24 protein-coding genes are annotated in these 22467 nt (G+C 35.6%); 15 read left to right on the forward strand and 9 right to left on the reverse strand.

What is annotated here, in order from left to right:
* Window positions 1-108: 108 nt before the first annotated feature.
* Window positions 109-1629, forward strand: a complete 1521-nt coding sequence (locus tag IJF99_RS07645) for a DEAD/DEAH box helicase (protein WP_292793827.1) — start codon at window positions 109-111, stop codon at window positions 1627-1629.
* Here IJF99_RS07645 and nadC read toward each other — a convergent pair.
* On the reverse strand, window positions 1624-2454 hold the full coding sequence (gene nadC / locus IJF99_RS07650; protein WP_292793828.1) for a carboxylating nicotinate-nucleotide diphosphorylase: 831 nt from the start codon (window positions 2452-2454) through the stop codon (window positions 1624-1626). The genes IJF99_RS07645 and nadC overlap by 6 nt on opposite strands.
* Before the next feature lie 69 nt (window positions 2455-2523).
* On the opposite strand from nadC, the gene rnz reads away from it, so the two are divergent.
* From rnz to nadA, 3 genes are read left to right on the forward strand one after another with little or no spacing between them, the layout of a single operon-like run.
* Window positions 2524-3426, forward strand: coding sequence for a ribonuclease Z (gene rnz, locus IJF99_RS07655; RefSeq protein ID WP_292793830.1), 903 nt, complete (start codon window positions 2524-2526; stop codon window positions 3424-3426).
* Window positions 3427-3431: 5 nt separating this feature from the next.
* Window positions 3432-4187 (forward strand): mechanosensitive ion channel domain-containing protein, encoded by a 756-nt coding sequence (locus IJF99_RS07660; protein WP_292793832.1) that lies wholly within the window; start codon window positions 3432-3434, stop codon window positions 4185-4187.
* Complete coding sequence (gene nadA, locus IJF99_RS07665) at window positions 4180-5097, forward strand: quinolinate synthase NadA (protein ID WP_292793834.1); 918 nt, start codon at window positions 4180-4182, stop codon at window positions 5095-5097. The genes IJF99_RS07660 and nadA overlap by 8 nt, the downstream gene beginning before the upstream one ends.
* 15 nt (window positions 5098-5112) lie before the next feature.
* Here the strand turns inward: nadA and IJF99_RS07670 are convergent, their stop codons facing one another.
* The 3 genes from IJF99_RS07670 to IJF99_RS07680 all read right to left on the reverse strand — a co-directional run bounded on the left by IJF99_RS07670 (window position 5113) and on the right by IJF99_RS07680 (window position 7389).
* Window positions 5113-6060 (reverse strand): hypothetical protein, encoded by a 948-nt coding sequence (locus IJF99_RS07670; RefSeq protein ID WP_292793836.1) that lies wholly within the window; start codon window positions 6058-6060, stop codon window positions 5113-5115.
* A gap of 115 nt (window positions 6061-6175) precedes the next feature.
* Complete coding sequence (locus tag IJF99_RS07675) at window positions 6176-6448, reverse strand: DUF5750 family protein (protein WP_292793838.1); 273 nt, start codon at window positions 6446-6448, stop codon at window positions 6176-6178.
* On the reverse strand, window positions 6445-7389 hold the full coding sequence (locus IJF99_RS07680; RefSeq protein ID WP_292793840.1) for an alpha/beta fold hydrolase: 945 nt from the start codon (window positions 7387-7389) through the stop codon (window positions 6445-6447). Before IJF99_RS07680 ends, IJF99_RS07675 begins: the two co-directional genes overlap by 4 nt.
* A 122-nt stretch (window positions 7390-7511) precedes the next feature.
* Here IJF99_RS07680 and nucS point away from each other — a divergent pair, with 122 nt between their 5' ends.
* A complete protein-coding gene (nucS, locus tag IJF99_RS07685; RefSeq protein ID WP_292793842.1) occupies window positions 7512-8294 on the forward strand; it encodes an endonuclease NucS in 783 nt (260 codons plus the stop codon).
* Here nucS and IJF99_RS07690 read toward each other — a convergent pair.
* Complete coding sequence (locus tag IJF99_RS07690; protein WP_292793844.1) at window positions 8291-8770, reverse strand: hypothetical protein; 480 nt, start codon at window positions 8768-8770, stop codon at window positions 8291-8293. The genes nucS and IJF99_RS07690 overlap by 4 nt on opposite strands.
* Window positions 8771-8838: 68 nt before the next feature.
* Here IJF99_RS07690 and IJF99_RS07695 point away from each other — a divergent pair, with 68 nt between their 5' ends.
* Window positions 8839-9555, forward strand: coding sequence for a PsbP-related protein (locus IJF99_RS07695; RefSeq protein WP_292793846.1), 717 nt, complete (start codon window positions 8839-8841; stop codon window positions 9553-9555).
* A 41-nt stretch (window positions 9556-9596) separates the two neighbouring features.
* On the forward strand, window positions 9597-10424 hold the full coding sequence (locus IJF99_RS07700) for a carbon-nitrogen hydrolase family protein (RefSeq protein ID WP_292793848.1): 828 nt from the start codon (window positions 9597-9599) through the stop codon (window positions 10422-10424).
* Here the strand turns inward: IJF99_RS07700 and IJF99_RS07705 are convergent, their stop codons facing one another.
* Together IJF99_RS07705 and IJF99_RS07710 are read right to left on the reverse strand one after the other, a co-directional pair.
* Complete coding sequence (locus tag IJF99_RS07705) at window positions 10425-11273, reverse strand: HEAT repeat domain-containing protein (protein WP_292793850.1); 849 nt, start codon at window positions 11271-11273, stop codon at window positions 10425-10427.
* Between the two features lie 113 nt (window positions 11274-11386).
* Window positions 11387-12157, reverse strand: a complete 771-nt coding sequence (locus IJF99_RS07710) for an SDR family oxidoreductase (RefSeq protein WP_292793852.1) — start codon at window positions 12155-12157, stop codon at window positions 11387-11389.
* Between the two features lie 267 nt (window positions 12158-12424).
* Between IJF99_RS07710 and IJF99_RS07715 the strand changes: the two genes are divergently transcribed.
* The 3 genes from IJF99_RS07715 to IJF99_RS07725 all read left to right on the forward strand — a co-directional run bounded on the left by IJF99_RS07715 (window position 12425) and on the right by IJF99_RS07725 (window position 15933).
* Window positions 12425-15022, forward strand: coding sequence for an ATP-dependent helicase (locus IJF99_RS07715; protein WP_292793854.1), 2598 nt, complete (start codon window positions 12425-12427; stop codon window positions 15020-15022).
* Window positions 15023-15141: 119 nt separating this feature from the next.
* On the forward strand, window positions 15142-15510 hold the full coding sequence (locus IJF99_RS07720; protein ID WP_292793856.1) for a DUF5518 domain-containing protein: 369 nt from the start codon (window positions 15142-15144) through the stop codon (window positions 15508-15510).
* Between the two features lie 18 nt (window positions 15511-15528).
* A complete protein-coding gene (locus tag IJF99_RS07725) occupies window positions 15529-15933 on the forward strand; it encodes a hypothetical protein (protein ID WP_292793858.1) in 405 nt (134 codons plus the stop codon).
* A gap of 8 nt (window positions 15934-15941) precedes the next feature.
* Here the strand turns inward: IJF99_RS07725 and IJF99_RS07730 are convergent, their stop codons facing one another.
* Entirely contained in the window at window positions 15942-17033 is a 1092-nt protein-coding gene (locus IJF99_RS07730; protein ID WP_292793860.1) for a formate--phosphoribosylaminoimidazolecarboxamide ligase, read from the reverse strand.
* 112 nt (window positions 17034-17145) lie between these two features.
* On the opposite strand from IJF99_RS07730, the gene IJF99_RS07735 reads away from it, so the two are divergent.
* Together IJF99_RS07735 and IJF99_RS07740 are read left to right on the forward strand one after the other, a co-directional pair.
* Window positions 17146-17685 carry a metallophosphoesterase gene (locus IJF99_RS07735; protein WP_292793862.1) on the forward strand — a complete coding sequence of 180 codons (540 nt, stop codon included), beginning with the start codon at window positions 17146-17148 and terminating at the stop codon, window positions 17683-17685.
* A 1-nt stretch (window position 17686) separates the two neighbouring features.
* The gene (locus IJF99_RS07740) at window positions 17687-18319 is read left to right on the forward strand and encodes an SAM-dependent methyltransferase (RefSeq protein ID WP_292793864.1); all 633 of its coding nucleotides are present in this window, start codon (window positions 17687-17689) and stop codon (window positions 18317-18319) included.
* Here IJF99_RS07740 and IJF99_RS07745 read toward each other — a convergent pair whose 3' ends face one another.
* Window positions 18320-18739 (reverse strand): hypothetical protein, encoded by a 420-nt coding sequence (locus IJF99_RS07745; RefSeq protein ID WP_292793866.1) that lies wholly within the window; start codon window positions 18737-18739, stop codon window positions 18320-18322.
* A gap of 118 nt (window positions 18740-18857) precedes the next feature.
* Between IJF99_RS07745 and IJF99_RS07750 the strand changes: the two genes are divergently transcribed.
* The 3 genes from IJF99_RS07750 to IJF99_RS07760 all read left to right on the forward strand — a co-directional run bounded on the left by IJF99_RS07750 (window position 18858) and on the right by IJF99_RS07760 (window position 22467).
* A complete protein-coding gene (locus tag IJF99_RS07750; protein ID WP_292793868.1) occupies window positions 18858-20858 on the forward strand; it encodes a minichromosome maintenance protein MCM in 2001 nt (666 codons plus the stop codon).
* A 125-nt stretch (window positions 20859-20983) separates the two neighbouring features.
* Window positions 20984-21391: a translation initiation factor IF-2 subunit beta gene (locus IJF99_RS07755; protein ID WP_067040760.1), complete on the forward strand. Its 408-nt coding sequence runs from the start codon at window positions 20984-20986 to the stop codon at window positions 21389-21391.
* A gap of 32 nt (window positions 21392-21423) precedes the next feature.
* Window positions 21424-22467 carry an NMD3-related protein gene (locus IJF99_RS07760; RefSeq protein ID WP_292793870.1) on the forward strand — a complete coding sequence of 348 codons (1044 nt, stop codon included), beginning with the start codon at window positions 21424-21426 and terminating at the stop codon, window positions 22465-22467.

Consider the following 22467-nt stretch of genomic DNA (forward strand, 5'->3'; position numbering starts at 1 on the left):
AAATTCATTCAAAAAATTTGAAAAAAAAATACGATAAATGAATGAACAATTAAATTAATATTAAATTATAAACTAAATTATACACATCAAATCTGAAAGAGAGTGAATATGGGCACTAATGTTGAAAAATTAGCTAAAAGACATCTGAAAAATCCAAAGGACTATGCGAGATTTCAAAAGTTGGTCAATCAGGCCAAGGTTTATAATCCCCCGGAATCATTAACCGGTGATTTGAGGCCCTATCAAAAAATCGGTTATTCCTGGCTAGTTCAAAATATTAAATTCAAATTCGGAAGCATATTGGCTGATGATATGGGTCTTGGAAAAACAATCCAGGTATTGTCCACAATATTATATTTCAAAGAAAACAGCCAGCTGGAAGATGAATCAACATTAATCATTGTGCCGCCCACACTGATACCAAATTGGGAAAATGAGATAAAGAAATTCACACCGGATTTGACCTATTTTATATATCACGGATCCAACAGGACATTTCCATTAGAAAACTATGATATCATTTTGACTTCCTATGGAGTTGTGAGACTTGATTTGGACATGTTTCTAGACAGAATCTGGTTTTTATGCGTTATTGATGAAGCTCAAAACATTAAAAATCCGAATACCGAGCAGACAAAAGCAATTAAGGAAGTGCCGGCTTCAACCAAAATTGCATTAACCGGTACTCCAATCGAAAACAAATTAATGGATTACTGGTCCATATTTGATTTTGTAAACAAAGGATATTTGTCAACTAAAGATGATTTTAAACGAAATTATATTATTCCGATTGAAAAATTGGAAGATGAGGAAGTTTTGGAAAACCTGAAAACAATAGCCAAACCCTTTGTAATGAGACGCTTAAAAACCGACGAGGACATCAAAAAGGAATTGCCTGAAAAATTCGTCAATGACATTTACTGCAGTTTAACCAAAAAGCAAGTGAAATTATATACTGCAATTCTAGAAGAGATTTTCTTTGATATAGAAAATTCAAAGGGGATTCAAAGAAAGGGAATAATCCTTAAGATATTGACCGCATTAAAGCAGACATGCAATCATCCCGCGCAGTTTTTGGATATTAAAAATCCTAAGATTTCCGAATCGGGAAAGATGGAACTGCTGATCAATATTCTGGAAAACATTCTTGACAATGATGAGAAAGTGATAATATTTACACAATACGTTGAAATGGGCAAGCTCATTAAAGAACTTGTCTCTAAAAAGTTTAAACGAGACGTGCTGTTCCTGCACGGGTCACAATCAATGAAAGAGAAAACAAGAATTATCGACACATTCCAAGAGGATGAAAACTATAAGATATTTGTTGCAACACTTAAAACTGGAGGAACAGGTTTGAATCTGACCGCCGCCAGAAATGTGATTCATTATGATTTGTGGTGGAATCCTGCTGTGGAAAATCAGGCAACCGACAGGGTTCACCGTATCGGACAGGATAAGGACGTGATGGTGTATCGGCTCATTACAAAAGGAACCCTAGAAGAGGCCATAGATGCAATAAGCAAAAGAAAAGTTGATCTGGCTGAAAAATCAATCAGCAATGATGAAACCTTCCTTACTGAAATGACAAATGAGGAATTGAAAGAGGTTTTAACCCTAAGATTATGATTCTTCTATCTTCAAACTGAAATTTAGGCTTCTTGAGGAATGTGTCAGGGCACCGATTGAAATGATGTCCACACCTAAGGAAGCATAATCCAAAATTGTTTCATGAGTGATTCCTCCTGAAACTTCAATTAATGAATTTTTACGAATGTTCAATGCTTCAAGTTCTTCAATTACTTCTTTAACTTCATCAGGCCCCATATTATCAAGCATTACAATATCCGCCCCATTTTTAACACAATCTATTGCATCTTCAAGTGTTTCTACTTCAATTTCTATTTTTTTAGAAAAGCTTGTATTTTCCTTTGCCTTTAAAAGTGCATCGAGAGGGGATTTGCATGTCGCGATATGATTATCCTTAATCAGAATCATGTCATCCAATCCGAACCTGTGAGGATCTGCTCCGCCAACCTTTAAAGCATATTTATCGAATTTTCCTATTGCCGGAGAAGTTTTGCGTGTTCCTGCCACCCTAACATCGAAGTCCTTAACAATATCCACATAGTGACAGGCGGCGGTTGCCACCCCACTCATTCTCATAAGCAGATTTAGGGCAGTTCTCTCTAAAAGCAAAATGGTTCTAGCGTCTCCTTTAAGTGATATAAGCACATCATTATTTGATATTTTTGTCCCGTCTTTAAGCCAGAACAAAACATTGACGCCATATTCTTCAAACAAATCTCGAATGACATCAATACCTGCGAGAATTCCTTCATCTTTAGATTTAATATATGCCTTAACAATTTTACCCTCTTCTACCACGGCATTGGATGTAACATCTCCAAATCCTTCATCTTCAGATAGCATATATTCAATAATTTTATCCAAAAAATCACCTAAATTATTTAATATTATTATGAATATATAGTAATTCATAAATATAAACGTGATTACATTATGGAAATAACATTTTTAGGAACTTCATCTGCAGTTCATTCGATTGAAAGAAACCATCCGTCAATTGCCATTAAGGCGTTTGGCGAGACCATATTATTTGATTGTGGTGAAGCGACTCAGAAACAGATGCTGTCAAGCAATATCAGCCCAATGAAAGTATCGAAGATATTCGTCACACATTATCATGGAGACCATATTCTAGGCCTTCCCGGACTTTTGCAGTCAATGAGCTTGAATGGCAGAGAATCCGAATTAACAATTTACGGACCAAAAGGATTGGATAAAGTGAAAAATGCCATTTATTCCATGGGTTATTGTACAATTGAATATCCTATTGAATTTATCGAAATAGACTCCGGAATAATCGAGGATAATGAAAAATATTTCATCCAAGCCGAAAGGGTTAAACATAATGTCCCCACATTAGCCTATTCAATAGAAGAAAAGAAAAAACCAAGGTTTTTAAGAGAAAAGGCAATTGAATTGGGAGTTCCTGTCGGTCCTGCTTTCGGACGTTTGCACAATGGCGAAGAAGTTGAAGTTGACGGAAAAATAATTAAACCGGAACAGGTACTTGGAGAACCAAGAAAAGGAGCTAAAATCACATATTCAGGAGATACAAGACCCTGCGAAGAGATGATTATGCTTGCTCGTGACTCAACATTACTCATTCATGAATCTACTTTTGTAGAAGAGGATAAAGTTAATGCGGAAGAGCATGCTCACTCCACTTCAGTGGATGCTGCATATATTGCTCGGGAATCAAATAGCGAAAAGCTAATCTTGACCCACATAAGTACAAGATACACCAAAGAGTATGAAGACAAAATGCTGGATGAAGCTCGAGAAATCTTTGAAAATACCGAATTGGCTTATGATTTATTAGAAATTGAAGTTAGATGATTAATATGGAACCTACAATAATCAATGACCCCTCAACAACATTTATCTCCATTTTTGCCATTATAATAGCTGTGTTTATTCTAACTAGATTAATTGCATTCTTAATGAATAAAATGAAGAGATATAAAAAAGACATGACCGCAATCTATCTTGTAAGAGACATTATATGTTATTTAATCTATTTCATAGCTTTAGTGGCAATCTTACAGTTCTTTGGAATTAATCTTGCAGGAACCCTATTAAGTTTAGGTATTGTAGGTATTGCTCTGAGTTTTGCGGCAAAAGACATTATCTCAAATCTATTTTCAGGAATCCTACTGATTTTAGGAAAAAGTGTCAAAGTCGGAGACACTATGGAAATAAACGGCATGAAAGGTTATGTTGAGAAAATTTCCCTTAGGTCAACCATAATCACTGATGATTACGGCGTTAAAAACCATGTCCCCAATTCAACGTTGACAAACAATGAATATCTCCAATACAAACTCCCTGAAATGTATAGGGTGGATATCATGGCAGGGCTGCCGTTGAACATTGATGTCGTGAATTTTAGAGAATATATTATAACTAGAATGGAAAGTTACCCTGAAATATCCGATAATCCTAAACCAAATGTTTATGGAAGGGAAATCAGCTTTAAACAAAGCAAGGTAAAAGTATCCTTTTGGGTAAAAGACTTTAATGATAAAGACAAATATAAAATAATAATCACTAATGAAATTAGGAAATACGTTAATGGAATAGGTGAAAAAGATGAATAGTGCACTTCAAGATGAAATTTTGAAATTAAAAGAGGAAAAGAATGCTATAATCCTCGCACATAACTACCAACCAAAAGAAGTTCAAGAAATCGCGGATTTTCTTGGAGACTCACTAGAATTATGCATTAAAGCTTCTGAAATTGAGGATAAAGATTTGGTAATCTTCTGCGGAGTAGACTTCATGGCAGAAACAGCGTTCATATTAAATCCAGATAAGAAAATTGTCATACCTACACTTGAGGCAGAATGTCCTATGGCGCATATGCTTCCTGAAGAAGAGTTGCTGAAAGCCAAAGAAGAATATCCTGATGCGGGAGTAATCCTTTATGTGAACAGTATTGCAGAAGCAAAACAACATGCTGACACATTGTGCACCTCTGCTAATGCAGTAAAAGTTACTGAGAGCTTGCCTCATGACAAGATACTATTCGGACCTGACAAGAACCTGGGGACCCATGTTGCGGAAAAAATCGATAAAGAGATAATCCCTGTTCCAAGTGACGGCCACTGCTATGTTCACAGACTGTTCCATGTTGAAGATGTTGAACTTAAAAGAAAGGAATATCCTAATGCGGAGATAATCTGCCATCCTGAATGCAACATTGAAGTTCAAAAAGCATGTGATGTCGTGATGTCAACCGGGGGAATGTTAAGACACATTGCTGAAAGCGACAAGGAAGAATTTGTAATCGGAACAGAAATAGACATGATTACAAGAATCAACTCAGAAGTTCCTGGAAAAAAATTATATCCTTTGCTTGAAGGAGCAATCTGTAAGACCATGAAATTGCATACCCTTGAAAAAATAAGGGATTCATTAATTAACGAAGCTCCTGAAGTCACATTACCAAAAGAAGTTGCTGATAAATCTAGAAAAGCAGTACAGCATATGCTTGATGTATCAAAATAGCTTCTTCTTATTTTTCTATTTTTTAAATTTTACTAAAAAAGAGATTATTTTTTCTCCAATGTAAAAATAATCGTCATTGTTGAAATAGTAGTCGTCCTTTTCATCTTTTTGTGTTACAACAATGGCGCCGTTAACCAGTTCTCTGAAAGGCATTGTGTCTAATTCAGAATGATAATAATTATCATTAGTGCCTATGAATAATGATTTAGCCTTGATACTGGACAGCTGGTCTACAACATCAAATTGCATATCGCAATCATTTCTAAATTTAAAATCGTATAAATCATTGAAAATACATTCATCATTGAAATCTTCAAAAATAACTGATATTTCATCATTGTCAAGATTGTTGAAAGTTTTTTTAGAAGCGGTGTGGGCGAACAATAATGAATTTATTGCAATAATGCTTTTTGTTTTGGAAGCACTGTAGCCATCGGTATAATAATCCTCTGTTGATTCTATAATATTTTCGAAAATCTTTGATATTATAAACTTATAACCTGAAAGCTTAGCGGAAGAATTGACAACTGTGATAAATTCCATTTCGTCGGGATATTCGCATGCCCATGTTAAGATCTGATATCCTCCAATTCCCTCACCTATCAAACCTAAGATTTTTTTGATTTTGAATTTTTCGGCGAGAAATTGCCTTTTAAAATTCACCAAATCAAGACAGGAATAGGATGGGAAATTATAATCCAGGCCTGTTGTTGAAGGGGAACAGGAATCCGGAATACCTAATGAAGTAATTACAATGAAAAAGAATTCGTCTGTAAAATCACTATTGTCCATTATATATTTGTGGGCTTCCCTTAAATAGGAGTAGACTCCCTGAAAAGTAGGGAAAAATATGATTGCATTTGTGATAAACCCGTCTTCATCATATCTTGGATAACCGTAAGTGACATATTGAACTGCAACATTCTCAAGAACCCTGCCATATTCAAATCTAAAAGAGTCCATAACATGAATTCCGCTTTCAGTTGCTACATTAAAAATAATATCACCTATGTAATAATATTAATTTAAAGTATTTAAATCCATTAGATGGAAAATTAACCGAAGAATAACAAAAGTTTTACATATCTTCCAAAAAACTCAATAGGAAGACGCTCATTTCTATTTCTTCGCGTGCGATGAAATCATCCAATCTGAATTGAGCGACATCGCTGGCGAAAGGATATAAATTTTCATCGAAATATGCTTTAATTAGCAGCTTATCATCAACAATGCATGTTTTTTCATCCAGATTTTCATCAAGAAAACTCATCTGTTCGCCGGATAATCCAAAAACTGAATACTCGACAAAATTGACTTCCCCTGAACCATAGTCCGTGATTTCGACAATCATGAAAAATCCTCCATGAACCCCTTCAGTTCATCAGATATGGATTCAAGTTCATTGAAACATAAATGACCCAATTCAGAATCCATTACAATCAATTCTGACCCTTCAATCATTTCAGCCATTGGAATTCCATCAAGACTGGTCGGGAAATGAGGATCCTGTTTGCATGATATAATCAGCACCTTGGATTGGATTTTATTCAAATCAGATTCCACATCATAGTTCATGCAGGATTCATTACAGTATTTAAGGTCATAGATATCTGTTTCCAGCATCTCATTTCCATAGTTTTCGAATTCAATAGCCAACTCATCATTAGACATAGCCCTTAAAGCTTCCTTTGAAAGTCCAAAATTGAATTCAGCCAGATTGGCCAATCTTAACGTTCTGATTAACGAATAGGTCAATTCGCCTTTAGCGTAATCGGGATCAGAGGTGATAATCTCATCTACAAATTTTGAAAGAATGAAATCATGCCCGGCCACCTTATAGCTGCTAACTCCGGTTATTATGAAATCGGCGAAATTCGGGTAATTGATGGCTGAAGTCAAGGCGACAAAACCTCCCATTGAATTGCCAATCATACCCAATACGTGATTGATGCCGAATTTTTCTTCAAGGAACTGTTTTTGAAAATTGACTACGTCCAATATGGTATATTTTGGAAATTTACTTTTTAAGTTGGTGGTTGATGGAGAACATGAATTTGGAGAACCCAATGCTGTTAAAGAAATGAAATAATATTTGTTTTCATCAAAAACATCACCTTCGCCCACCAGTGGCGCCACCTTTTTCATTGATGCATAATTTCCCAATGAACCATGGCAATATATGATTGCATTTTCAATTACTCCATTACCATCATACTTCGGAGTTCCAAATGTCATATATTCGACTTTAACATCTTTTAAAACTTTACCATTTTCAAATTCAAAAGAATCCATGGTATAATACTCGTTTTGACTTTCAAAATATTCCTCGTCGTAAATTTAAATTCCTCCAGAATACCTTGTATATTCTTTTAATGAACAAAATATTTAAATTAAACTAGACAATGTAAATTGTGATGAAATATAAAATTTTAGAAAAACCTAATTGCGAAGAAGCATATGATTTAATCGAAGAAGCTCTCAGAAAAAGAGCCACAATACTTATTTTTGCATGCTGTAAAGTAAATTATGAAGGAAGAGCCCTGAGTGAATTGAACTGGGGGGAACGCATAATAATGATTAAGCCGGATGGTGCGTTTTTGATACATCAGGAAAAAAAGGTAGAGCCTGTAAACTGGCAACCGCCAAAATCACGAACAAGAGCTTACATTAAAAATGATAACCTATTCCTGGAAAGTCACAGGAGAACCCCTAAAGAATTGTTGACCGTTGAGATAAAGCAGATTCAATTTATCAACTATGCTAATGTTGAGGACTTCGAAGAGCTTGAACAGGCAGGATATGAAAAGGACATGAGCGACATGATAATGGAAAAACCTCATATTATCGAAGAGGGGTTTAAACCAACCACCCGGGAATATAGCGTTGAGCATGGATTCATTGACATTTTAGGAAAGGACAGTGACAACAATCTAATGATTTTGGAGCTTAAGGCACGTAAAGCAGGCGTAACAGCAGTAAAACAGCTTAGAAGATATATTCAGGATATGGAAAACACAGATAATGATTACTTAAGGGAATGTCAGGCTGAAAAGAAAAAAATAAGGGGTTTGCTTGTTGCACCATCAATAATGGATGACGCCTTGGAGATGATTGAAGAGGAAGGTATTGAATTCGTATCTGTCGAACCTCCTCGTGAGTTAAAAAGAGATAAGAAAGTGACTTTAGATTTCTTTTAATCTAAAGCCTCTTCAATTCTTTTCAATTCCGCTTCATAAAACTGTTTAGTGAATTCATTTGCAGGAATTGAAGTTGTTACATGACAGTCCTTTTCCAATTTATAAATAAGATACTCCTCATTTTCAAGAGGAATAGTTTCATCATCACTTAAAAGATCCAGACTTTCCAATTCTTCAAGGATATTTTGATATTCATTCTGTTCCAATTCGATAGCATCGTCCAGTTCCATTTCCTGAACGACAGGATTTAACTGCAGCGCAATAGCTACAAATCCATTGACCTTTTTATCAGATACAGAAAATTCAGTGCTTCTAATCTCATCCATGGAAAATTTAATGTGAACAATTGTATTTTTAGTAACCGGAATTTCTCTTGACAAGCCTATTTGGTTTATCTCATAATGATTTTTCCATTCACCAATCTTATAAACTGCATAATTTATATCATCAAGATTAATTACTTTTTCATCCGCCATATTATCACATTAATTAAATATATTTTTATAATATAAATAATAAATGTAATTTTAATGGAGGTTAAGCTGTGAAAAAATGTCCTGAATGTGGAAATCCTAGTTATGATGGTGCCCCTATTTGTGGAAACTGTGGTTACGAATTTCCAAAACCAAAAGTTGTAGCTCCTAAAAGAGAGGATATTTTCCAAAAAGAACCTAAAGAAAAAAAATCTTCAAGCAATGATGATGTTTTGAGCATTATTAAAGATAATAAACTCCTTATTGGTGCAATATTGCTCATCACTTTAATTGTGATTGGAGGAATTGTTCTTATGGGAAATAATAATTCTAAAAGCAGTTCTGAGTCTAGTTCTCCAATTATCCAATCTAATGATTTGGTTGAATATGACAGCGGAGATTTTAAATTCAAATACCCCTCTACTTGGCAACAGGTAAATGGTAGTGATTCAGACCATGAGAATGCTATATTTTTCGTGAATGAGGATAATGTAACTATAGAATTTTACAACATTACTAGTGATGCAAATTCCTTAAAAGATATAACTCAAGATAGAATTAGTTATGCTCAAGAAAAAGGCGATGCTGTCGAACTTGTTGAAACAATTACTTTAGATGGTAGAAACTCATCAAATATACTATTTGAAAATGCTGATGGGGATTATACAAGATACGTTTCAATGTTCAGTGATGGAAAATTATATGTCTTTAAAGTGATGGGATCTTCACAAAATTCTGTTTCTTCTGATGACGTAAACATTGCAATAAGTTCTGCAGATATTGTTTAAGTATGATTTAAATCATACTTTTCTCTATTTTTTGTGTTAATATGACTAAAATTAAACTTGCGCTTTGTCAGATGAATGTAGTTGACGATAAAGAGGCCAATCTTGAAAAGGCCAGTTCAATGATATCTGATAGTGTAAGCAATAATGCTGATTTTATAATTTTACCCGAAATGTTCAACTGCCCATATTCTAACGATAAATTTATAGAATATTGCGAAGAGGAAAAAAGCAGTTTTACATTAAGCAGGATTGCAAAGCTTGCTTGTGACAATAACGTTTATATTTTAGCAGGGTCAATTCCCGAAAAGGAAGAAGATAGAATATTCAATACAAGCTACTTATTTGATAAAGAAGGCAATATTATTTCTAAACACCGGAAAATGCATCTCTTTGACATTGATGTTAAAGACAAGATTACTTTTAAGGAATCGGATGTTTTAACTGCAGGGAATGAATTCAGCATTGCAGAAACCGAATTCGGTAAAATAGGTATTGGAATATGCTATGACGTTCGATTTGTAGAACTTGCAAGAATAATGGTGGAAAATGGGGCTTTAATACTTTTTTATCCCGGTGCATTCAATATGACAACCGGTCCTGCACATTGGGAACTATTATTCCGTGCAAGGGCATTGGACAATCAGGTTTTCTGTGTCGGTGTTGCGCCTGCATTAAATGAAGCTGCAAGCTATCACAGTTACGGTCATTCGATTGTGACTAACCCCTGGGGGGAAGTAATTGCTCAAGCGGATGAAAAGGAAGATTTGATTATCTGTGAAATCGATTTAAGTGAAATAAAAAAAATAAGGGAAGAGATTCCTCTTTTGAAAAACAAAAGGAATGATCTCTACGAAGTTATCAGAAAATGATTATTCCAATTTGGCCAATCTCTTTTCGAAATATGCTAATTTTTTATCGTTGTCCGCAAATACTTCACAGGCAGTTTTCAGAACTCTGACTTCATTGTCATAGTCATTTTCCTTTCTGTATAATACGCATAATCTTTTATATGGAGCGTCTTTAGGCTGTTTGGCTTCAACATAACGTTCATATTCCTTGATTGCCTTTTGAAGATTTGACTTTTCCATTTCTTTTATAGTGCTCATTGGAATGACTTTAACAACAGCCTTACCGGATGCTTTTGCCTTTTTTCTTTTCTCAGCTTTTTTGATGGCCTTATTACATGACTTCTTGAAGTCCTTATCATCTTCAGCTTTTCTTGCATCCTTGATTAATTTTATTGACTCGTCGGTTGCAAGGTCTCCTAATGCCTGAATGGCTGCAAGCCTAACGCCCCAATCCTCATCTTCAAGGCATCTGGCAATTGAGTCCAGTTCGTCTTCAGCCTGGAGTTCGCCCAATGCGCGCACTGCAACTTTTCTAACTCCGAAATCTTCATCTTCAGTTGATTCGACAAAATAAGGAATGACCCGTTTATCTTCAGTTTCTTTAAGTGCAAAAGCAAGGAAACGTTTGTCTTTACCTTCTGCATTTTTAAATTCTTCAATTAATTTATCGACAGCCATATCGCCCATGCTGCCCAGAATTTCAGCGGCTTTAAATCTTACTTGGGCATTCTCATCAGTGGTGGATTTAATCAAAGGTTCAATGGCTTCCTCATCAGTTACTCCAACCAATGATTCGATAGCCTCCTTTCTGACCTTTACATCGTCATCGGATAAATTGTTAATAGCTTCACTAAAAGTTAAATTTGACATGATAATAATTAGATTTTAAAAATATATAATCTTTAACAAAAATTTGAAAAATAAAAAAAAGAAATAAAAGAAAAATTCTCTTATTTTGTTTCAATCGAAAACGACATTCTCAATTATATACAGGTGTATCCACCATCAACAGCAATTGCTTGACCAGTTACATAACTGGATTTAGGTGATGCTAAGTATACAACAGTTGAATCTAATTCTCCATCAACACCAGATCTTCCTACAGGCACAACAGTTTTTGTGTAAGCTTTGTACTCATCATTGTCAATGGTTGAACGGGTGAGTTCTGTTGGGAAGGTACCTGGGCAGATTGCATTAACAGTAATGTTGTATTTCGCCCATTCTGCTGCTAATTGTCTTGTAAGATTTACTACACCACCTTTTGCTGCTGCATATGGGGAAGTTGGTGTTGCCATAGTTCCAACTAAACCAAACATGGATGCTGTGTTGATGATTCTTCCATATTTTTGTGGAATCATAGCTTCACGTGCAACTGCTCTAGACATTTTGAATGTTCCTGTGAGGTCTACATCAACAGTTTTATTCCATTCTTCATCGGTTAATAATTCAGCTTCTTTTGTTGCACCATATCCTGCATTATTGTGGAGAATATCAATTCTTCCAAAGTGGTCCATGATTTCTTTTACGCAATTTTCTACACTTTCAGTGTCTGTTACATCACAAACAATACCAATACAGTCTACACCAATTTCTTTGATTTCTTCTGCAACTTGGTCTAATCTTTCTTTTCTTCTTCCAGTAATTACAATATTTGCACCATATCTAGCATATGCTTTAGCCATATCGACACCAATACCAGATGATGCTCCACTAACTACTGCTACTTGTCCAGATAAATTAAATAAATCATTCATGTTTTTACCACCTTAGGCATTATGCCTATGATTAAATATATTACATATTTGAATATATATAAATTTTCATTTAACAAAATTATTCTAAAATTTTGAATATTTATAAGAATATTGTAAAAAATATTAGACAACATTATTCAATTGACTAAAAGATAGATTTTTAATAGATTAAATTATGAAAAAATAATTATTGAAAATTATCATATTAACCATTAAATTTAATAAAAATTAAATAAAAATTAATAAAATAAAGTTGAGGCATAAACAATGATTGAAGAGCAGACAAAAGGTTATTCGAAAAAAGAGATTTTCAAAACCCTTCATCCATGGGTTAGGCAATGGTTTGACTCACAATTTGAGGATTTCACCCCTGCTCAGAAAAAATCAATTATTGACATTCACAAAAAGAACAATATACTGATATCATCACCTACAGGTTCCGGTAAAACCTTAACCGCATTTTTATCCGTCATCAGTGAATTGACAGCACTTGCTGAGAAAGATGAATTGGAGGATAAAGTCTATTGCATTTATATATCTCCCCTGAAGGCATTGGATAATGATATTGAGAAAAATTTAGACGAGCCATTGGAAGGAATAGAAAAAATTGCCGGAAAAAAACTTGGAATCAGAAAAGCCGTTAGAACAGGAGACACAACACAATATCAAAGGCAGAAGATGCTTAAAACACCTCCCCACATACTGATTACAACACCTGAAACATTATCGATTCTGCTCGTTGCTCCGAAATTCCGGGAAAAGTTAAGCCATGTAAAATATGTTATTGTTGACGAAATACATTCATTGGCTGAAAACAAAAGAGGAGTACATTTAAGTTTATCCCTGGAGAGACTGCAACATCTGATAGGACAATACACAAGAATTGGACTGTCTGCAACTGTCAGCCCCATTGAGGAAGTTGCCCGTTTTCTGGTAGGTTACGAATATGGAGTCGAGAGAAACTGTAAAATAGTCAACATAAACTACTTAAAGGAACTGGATATGGAAGTGATGTGTCCTGTAAGCGACATTGTCCTTGCTGATGAAGAGGACACCCGATTAGGGATGTATGATTTACTGGATGACCTGATTCAAGAGAATAAAACCACATTAATCTTTACAAATACCCGTAGTGGAACCGAGAGATTTGTTTATAATTTGAAGAAAATGTATCCTATGAACTATAATGATTCCAATATAATGGCCCATCATTCCTCACTGTCAAAAGAAGTTCGATTGGAAACGGAAAACAAACTGAAAGAAGGAAAATTGAAGGCAGTTGTTTCATCAACATCACTGGAATTGGGAATAGATATTGGATATATCGATTTGGTGGTGCTGATTAACTCTCCGAAATCTGTTGCAAGAGCCCTTCAAAGGATTGGTAGAAGCGGACACAAATTGCATGAAAAATCAAAGGGGCGAATCATAGTTACAGACCGTGACGATTTGGTTGAATGTTCCGTTCTATTGAAAAATGCAAAAGAAGGAAGAATCGATAAAATCACCATACCTACAAACTGTTTAGATGTTCTGGCACAACATATCTATGGAATGAGCATAGAAAACAAATGGGATATCGATTATGCATATGACGTTATTAGAAAGAGCTATTGCTATAAAGACCTCACACGGGACGATTACGAAGATGTCCTAAGTTATATGGCCGGGGAATATCCGGAACTTGAAGAGCGTTACGTTTATGCAAAAATCTGGATTGATTATGATGAAAATACCTTCGGAAAAAGAGGCAAATTAGCAAGAATGCTTTATTCAACAAACATAGGAACAATACCTGACTCATCAGGAGTTCTTGTGAAATGTGATGGAGAAACAGTGGGGAAAATCGAAGAATCATTCATGGAAAGGTTGAAAAAGGGAGACACTTTCGTTTTGGGAGGCAGAACCTACCGATTCAATTACGGCAAAGGAATGACAATCAATGTGACCCCAGCAAGCGGACCTCCAACAATTCCCTCATGGTTTTCACAGCAGCTTCCATTATCATTTGACCTTGCAATGGACATACAGAAGTTCAGGTCACATATGGAAACCAGATTTGAGTACAGACGAAGCAAAGAAGAGATCATGGAGTTTATCTATGACTATTTATATGTCGATGACTTTGCAGCCAATTCCATATACGAATACTTTGTTGAGCAATACAAATATGCAAAAATCCCTTCCAACCGTTGTCTGCTTATCGAATACTATAAAGGATTTGGAGGAAGGAAATTCGTAATATTCCATTCATTATTCGGCAGAAAAGTCAATGACGCCCTGTCACGTGCGGTTGCCTATGTAGTTGCGCAAAGGTACAACACCAATGTTACAATATCCATTTCAGATAACGGTTTTTATTTAAGCTCCGACGGTACAATCGGAGGTTTGGAATCCTTTAAACAATTGACTCCAGAAAATTTTGAGGTTATTCTATCAAATTCCCTCAACAAAACCGAAACACTGGCTTCCCGTTTCAGACACTGCGCCGGAAGGTCATTGATGACGCTCAGAAGATATAAGGGAGAGTCAAAATCCGTCGGCCGCCAACAGGTGCGGGGAAAGATATTGCTTAAGTTCGTTCAGGATATGGATGAGGACTTCCCAATCTTAAAGGAGTCAAGAAGAGAAGCCATGGAAGACTATATGGACATAAAGAATGCTTTGAAAATTATTAACATGGTAGACAGTGGCGAAATGGAAATAAAAACAATCAACACTGTAATTCCAAGTCCTTTTGCATTTAATTTGGTTTCACAGGGTTATCTGGATGTCCTGAATCAGAATGATAAAGGAGAATTTACAAAAAGGATGCATCAGGCAATACTTGACCAGATCAAAGACAAATTAAAAGACATCTATTAACAAATAGTCAACTGGCAAAAATTTTTAGAAAAATTTAAACTTAAATTATAATTGTTTACAAAATTCCCTAATAATTAAATATACCATAAAATATAATATATTATATTAAAAGTGATATTATGGCCAAATGGAGTGCAGTGATATTGGGTTTCATACTTACAATAATGGTAAAAGCGTTTTTTGCCCCCTATGACTTTATCGGATTGCTGATAATAGGGTTTATTGTAGGATACATTGCCCGTTCAGGAGCTTTAGGAGGCTTATGGAATGCTGCGCTTGCAGGAACCCTAGGCACAATTGTAACTGCAATATTATTCATTTTAGTTGCAACTTTTGGAGGCGGCTTTTTAGGCATCTTCGGAGGCCTGACAGGATTTACTCTCTCCGGAATTGGAAGCCTGGTTAAAATTGTTGAATCATTGATTTACTATGCAATTGTCATGGGAATTACCGGAGCCATAGGGGGAGCAATAGCTTCCAAAGATTAAGATTTTTGGAGATATAAAATGAGAAAATTCACAAATGTAAATTTTAAAGCTTTAATATTTGGTGCGGCAATAGCCGGAGCATTTATATTATTTGGATATCAATTCTGGGACTGGTTTTATCCATTTTCAGCAATAGGACTTTTATATGCCGGATATGGCCAGGACAATATAAAACTTGGAACAATCGCAGGTGCAATCGCATCAACACCGATCATTGTCTTAACATTCCAGGGATATATGGGAACATTTGAAGGGTTTTTCCTTACCGAAGACGGAATTATGGCATTGACAATATTGATTCTTGCAGTTGGTGCTTTTGTTGGTCTGGTTGGAGCATGGACAAAAAGAAGTCGTGTTAAAGCATTGGAAGAATACGAAAAAAAACAGAAAATCGGTAAAAATAAAAAGAAAAATAAAAAATAATAACAGATTTATGTTATTATTTTTTCTAATTCATCTCTTTCTATACCTCTCTTGATTTCAAGAGCGATTCTTCTACCCATACTCATTGGTTTGCCATATGTTAAGTATGAGTAAGGAGAACCATCCATAAATGTGTTTGTACCACCGTCAGTTCTTGCACTGATTTCGAAACAGATTACTTCTAGATTATCATTTACTAAGGTTTGCATACAGAATGGACCGTTTAATCCTGGAGCAACTAATTTTTTAGCACTTTCAGTTAATTTATCTGCAATGTCAAACACTTGTGGAAGTAATGATTCACGAATAACAGCAGGGTGGTTACCAGTTACAACATAAGAAGGACTTAAATCAATGTCCAATTGGTCTTTTGCAGGCATTCTTACAAAACCATCGATACTTGATTCATATCTTGTATCCATACCCATCAATTCAACCTTATCGTCAAGTGCTGAGTAGAAATAGTGGATACAATAATTACATCCGGATACATATTCTTCAATGTGAGCTGCTTCCACATCACTGTCATCTAACCATCCACGAGCTTTCATAGCGTCTATTTTTGCGTCAAATTCTTCGGTAGAGGATGCTACAAAGTAACCTCTTCCTCCTCTTGCACCTGGGAATTTAACCATTACAGGACGGTCGATTTCTGAAGGGTCATTATATTTGAATGGTATTCTTACATCACCTTCAACCAGCAATGCTCTTTCCTTATCTCTTTCAGCTTCCCATCTGAGCACATCCCTGTTTCCGAACATTGGAACATTGAATTTGTCTTCAACATTGTCCAGACCAGCATATGCAACAAAAGACCCATGAGGAACAACAATTGCGTTCATATCCCTAAGTTTTTGTTGAACATCTTCATTAACAATGTCTTTGAATTCATCAACGATGATGTATTCGTCGGCAACATCGAATCTTTGATATGGAATTTCTCTTCCTTTTTGACAGACAATAGCTGTTCTGAATCCTTCAGCCTTTGCACCTTGCAAAATATGTAAAGAAGTGTGGCTTCCGAGAGTGGCTATTGTGATTTCGCTTTTGTCATAACCGGCCAAAATATCTAAAATATCTTCCTTTTTAACTTCGCCCATTTTATCTTCTCCTAAAAGAATGATATATATACTTTGTTTTTATCAATTTATATAGTTTTATAATTAGTTTTAAAAGTAATGATAAACAAAATATAACTTGAATAATTAAGGATTGAAAAAAATGTTAATTGGTTTAATTTCAGACACCCACATACCTGATAGAGCAAGAATAATACCGCAAAAGGTTATTGAAGCATTCAGCAATGTTGAACTGATAATTCATGCAGGAGATCTGACTTCTCCAAAAGTTATTGACGAGCTTGAAACACTGGCTCCGGTAATTGCGGTTCAGGGGAATATGGACAGGGCGAATGGAATTAACCTCCCTAAAGCAAAAATTATAGAAACCGAAGGTCTGAAAATTGGAGTCATACATGGAGAAGTTTATCCGAGAGCCGACAGCGACCAGTTATTATATCTGGCAAAGGAATTGGATGTCGACATATTGGTTTCAGGACATTCACACCAACCCAAAATAGAACAGAAAGACGGCGTTTTACTCCTGAATCCCGGCAGTCCGATTGTGCCGAGACTTGCCGATAGGACAGTTATGCTGCTTGAAATCAACAATAAGGAAGTGGATGTCGAAATTGTAAAAATCGGCTCACCAGTATGTAGCGCACTTGATTTTGACCAATATCCGAGGGATTGAAATGGGAAGCAAATGGCAAATGGAAAAGCATAATGACCCTTATTACAAAAGAGCTAAAAAAGAGGAATACCGCTCAAGAGCATCCTATAAATTAAAACAGCTCGATAAAAAATATAAACTCATAAAAGAAGGCGACACCGTTGTTGACCTTGGTGCCGCCCCGGGCGGATGGTCACAGGTCGCTCTGGAAAAGGTTGGAGAGGAAGGAATCGTCGTTGGCGTTGATTTGAACAGATTCAAAAAATTCCATGAAGAGAACTATTTTGGAATCAGGGGCGACTTTACAACCCCCGAAGTTCAGGAAAAAATTATGGAACTGATTGGCGGAAAGGCAAAGGTGATTATGTCCGATGCGTCCCCTTCCCTTTGCGGCATTAAAAACATTGACCAGCTTAGGTCAATTGATTTGGTGAATGTGGTAATTGAAATAGCTGAAAATATCCTTGAAGAAAAAGGCAATCTTGTCATGAAAGTATTTCAAGGCCCTGAATATAAAAACATGCTGGACTCTCTTAAAAACAAATTCAGACATGTGCGAACTACCAAACCTCCATCATCACGTAAAAAAAGCTCTGAAATGTATGTTGTGGGCTTAGAATATATGCCTTATAAAAAAAATAGAAAAAGAAAATGATTAAAGATTATTGTATGCCTGATTAGCGATATCAAGCTTTTCTTTAGCATAACTGATTCTACTATCCACTTCATTGGATGGCTTATTTGCATCAAGAGCACTTTGAACATTTTCAATGGCCGAATTTGCCCTTGTCAGCTCCAATTTAGCATCATTGTAAACTTTAATATCATCAGCATCACCCGCATAATATGAAGGTTTTATGCCGTCGAACTTGACAGACAAATTATTATATTCCGCTTTCAGCTCTGCAAGCTCATCATATTGTGTGCCTGAAGATATTTCATTAGTAATTCCTGTAGAAACAATGCTGTATCCTACATAAGCTACTACAATAATTGTGGATATTATCATGATAATTCCAAGAACGGAAATTAACATAGAAGTAGATTTGAATAAACGTAATCTGGATTTTCTCATATTACCCTCAATCAATTAAATTTATTAGTTATTAATTTATGGATATTACTATATTAATGTTACTTTTTGACACACATATGCAAGATTTTTTAAAGTATGAAAATATAATATTATGATAATGAACTCTACTAATAAAACACAAACATCAACCGCAAAATTTGAAGAATTTTTTGCAACATCATATAAGGACGATGTATTCAAAATACTTGAAAGATATCCTGATGAGCGATCACTTACTGTAAATTACCAATCATTAGAGATGTTTGATCCGGATTTGGCAGATTTATTAATCGAAAAGCCTGAAGAGGTTATTGGAGCTGCCCAAATCGCAATAAAAAACATTGACCCCCTAGTGAAAGATGCTGACATCAATATCCGTTTTGAAAACTTGACTAACTTAGTGCCTCTCAAAGAGCTTTTAAGTAAGTATATAGGAACATTCGTTTCTGCAGACGGAATTGTAAGGAAAACAGATGAAATTAGGCCTCGTATTGAAACTGGTGTTTTTGAATGTAGAGGATGCATGAGATTGCATGAGGTCGAACAGACATCTGGAAATAACATAATCGAACCTTCTTTATGTAGCGAATGTGGCGGAAGATCTTTTAGGCTGCTTCAGGAAGAATCAAAATACATTGACACCCAGACCGCAAGAATGCAGGAACCTTTAGAGAATTTGTCCGGAGGAAGTGAACCTAAACAGATGCTGATGATTCTTGAAGACGATCTGGTTGATAAACTGAATCCCGGAGACAAGGTAAGAATCACCGGCACTTTAAGAACATTCAGGGAAGAAAGAAGCGGCAAATTCAAAAACTACATATATGTCAATCACATTGAACCTTTGGAACAGGAATTTGAAGAGTTGCATCTTTCCGAGGAAGATGAAGAAAAGATTATTGAATTGTCACAGGACCCTCATATTTACGAAAAAATTATTAAATCAACTGCTCCATCAATTAAAGGATACAGAGAAGTTAAGGAAGCGATTGCACTCCAGCTATTTGGAGGTGCCGCCAAACAACTCGAAGATGAAACCAAATTGAGAGGAGACATTCACATTCTGATTGTCGGAGACCCTGGTATCGGTAAATCCCAGATATTGAAATACGTTTCAAGACTGGCTCCAAGAAGTATCTATACAAGTGGTAAAGGTACAAGTGGTGCCGGTTTGACTGCCGCAGCGGTCAGGGATGAGCTTGGCGGATGGTCTCTTGAGGCAGGTGCTTTAGTTCTTGGGGATCAGGGAAACGTGTGTGTTGACGAACTTGACAAGATGAGGTCTGAAGACCGTTCGGCACTTCACGAGGCATTAGAACAACAGACCGTAAGTATCGCAAAAGCAGGAATTATGGCAACATTGAACTCAAGATGTTCTGTTCTTGCAGCTGCAAACCCTAAATTTGGAAGATTTGACAGGTTCAAAGTACTTGCAGAACAAATTGATTTGCCTGCTCCGATTATTTCACGTTTTGATTTGATTTTCGTTATTGAAGACAAACCAAGCAGGGAAAAGGATTCGGAATTGGCAGACCACATTTTAAAAATGCATAAAGAGAATGCCGTTGACTATGAAATTGAACCTGAATTACTTAGAAAATACATCGCTTATGCGCGTAAAAATGTCAACCCTCATCTGACAGATGAAGCCAATCAGGTCTTAAAAGAGTTTTATGTCAGCACAAGGAACAGCAATCCTGAAGAGCAAGGCCCTGTTACCATTACTGCAAGGCAATTAGAAGCTATCATTCGTTTGGCAGAAGCCAGCGCAAAAATCAAACTTAAGGATAAAGTTGAAAAAGAAGACGCTGAAAAAGCGGTTAAATTAACAATGTTCTGTCTTAAGGATGTGGGTGTTGACCCTGAAACCGGTCAGATTGATGCGGATATTGTGAGCGGAGGAACTCCAAAATCCGACAGAGACAAAATCCAAAGAGTGACTGAAGAGATAAAACTTCTCCAAGAAGAATTTGCAGGCGATGCTCCGTTAAATGTATTGATTTCAAATATGAGTGAAAAGTACGGTGTAAGTGAAGACAAAACTGAACAAATTGTAAGAAATCTTGTTCAAAAAGGAGTTATTTATCAACCAACTACCGGCTACTTCAGAATAGCTTAATTTTCACTTTTAATTTTAATCATTGGAAATTATCTAAATGCCCCTAATTAACAATACATTAATAAATGATTAAAATCATATTTAATTTATTATACTTATACTAGTTTTAATAAGGAGAGATAATTATGGATAAATACGAAGATTTATTAGAAAGAGCAATAGACCAATTACCTCCTGAAGTATTTGAACACAAAAGATTCAAAATTCCTAAAGCTTATTCAGATATCCAAGGTAATAGAACATTTATTAAAAATTTTAAAGACGTTGCAGAAGGTTTGAACAGAGACCCTCAACATTTATTAAAATTCTTAATGAGAGAGTTAGGTACTGCAGGAAATATAGAAGGTCAAAGAGCAATTCTACAAGGTAAATTCACACATTACCTGATTAATGAAAGAATTGAAGATTATGTGGACAAATACGTTATTTGTCACGAATGTAACAGACCGGATACAAGAATTATCAGAGAAGGTAGAATATTCTTGCTTAAATGTGCTGCATGCGGTGCAACAGCACCTTTAAAATCATTATAATTCTACTTTTTTACTTATTTTTTACCGATACAATGTTTTGTCCAGAGTGCGGAAGTACAGATAAAAAAATGGTTGGCGACATATGCATAGACTGTTTTTTAAAAGAATTTCAACTTATAACATTGCCAGAACGTATTGAAATTCAAATCTGCAGCCACTGCAATAGCAAGCTTGAAGAAGGGAAATGGAGTGAAGAGAATATTCCTGAAGAAGAAATCATCTACAGAGCACTCGAAAGAAACATTGAAATAGCTGACGAAGTTGAAAATGAGATTATCAACCTTGAAATTGAACAGATTAAAGGCACAATAGCTGACTGTTATGTTGAGGCAACAGGGGAAGTTCGCGGAACCAGAATCGAGGAGACACATGACTGTGAAGTGAAAATCCTAAAAACCGTTTGTCCGACATGCAGCAAAATACAATCAGGTTATTATGAAACCGTGATTCAGTTTAGAGCAGATTCAAGGGAAATAAAAAATGAAGAATATGCTAAAGCCGACGAGATTGTTGAAAGAACCTTGATAAAGCAATCAAGCAATGATAAATTAGCATATTGCCCTCAAATTGCCAAACTAAAAGAGGGATATGACTATTACATCGGCTCCTTTAAAACTGGAAAGAAAGTTGCTGAAAACTTAAAGGAAGAGTTCGGAGGAATTATAAAGGAATCCCCAAGACTTATCAGCGAAGACAAATCTACAGGAAAGGGATTGTACAGAATTTGGATTTCACTCAGAATTCCCGAATTTGAAATTGACGATTTTATAAGATATGAAGGCAAAATAATAAAAGTAACAAGCATAGGAAAAAATAGCGTTGTGGGAGTGGAGATTTCTGCAGATAAAAAGCATAACATTCCTATGAAGAACATGGAGAACATTGAACTTGTTAAAAAGTCCTCCGAAATAGAAACCACAACAATCATTTCAAAATCTCCGCAGTTTTTACAGATTTTAGACCCGATTGACTATTCGGCCGTGGATTTAGATATGGACGAAAGATACGAAGATCTAAATGTTGGGGATGAAATAAAACTTATCAGAATTGAAAATAACATTTATTTATTGATTTAA

This window comes from Methanobrevibacter sp., assembly GCF_017406825.1.
Taxonomy (GTDB): Archaea; Methanobacteriota; Methanobacteria; order Methanobacteriales; family Methanobacteriaceae; genus Methanocatella.